The sequence below is a fragment of the Peribacillus sp. SIMBA_075 genome (genome assembly GCF_046534585.1).
The window spans coordinates 1-236 of sequence record NZ_JAWRYN010001595.1 but is presented as its reverse complement, the minus strand read 5'-3'; the positions used below and the strand labels follow the sequence as shown (position 1 = coordinate 236).

Below are 236 nucleotides of genomic sequence, written 5' to 3'. Positions count from 1 at the left end.
GAATCGCAGGTCCCGCTTCTCATGCTGCCATCCTTGCTCACATGGTGGTATCTAAAATGAAGTGTTCCATCCTCTTTCACTGTTCCTACAAGTCCGCCAGATACAATACTGCCGCCTTAATATATGCCCGTTAAAATATTCCCGTCCTGACGATATTGAAATATGGTTCTTTCTGATACTTCCCCATTACTCGAATTAGACTGCGGGATAAAGGTTTTTCTGTCATATTGAAACAA

Annotated in this window: 1 pseudogene; it reads right to left on the bottom strand. The window is 42.4% G+C overall.

Annotated features, from left to right (window positions below):
- Nucleotides 1-236 (bottom strand): annotated as a pseudogene (locus SB775_RS34765) (avidin-fold protein); the annotation flags it as partial.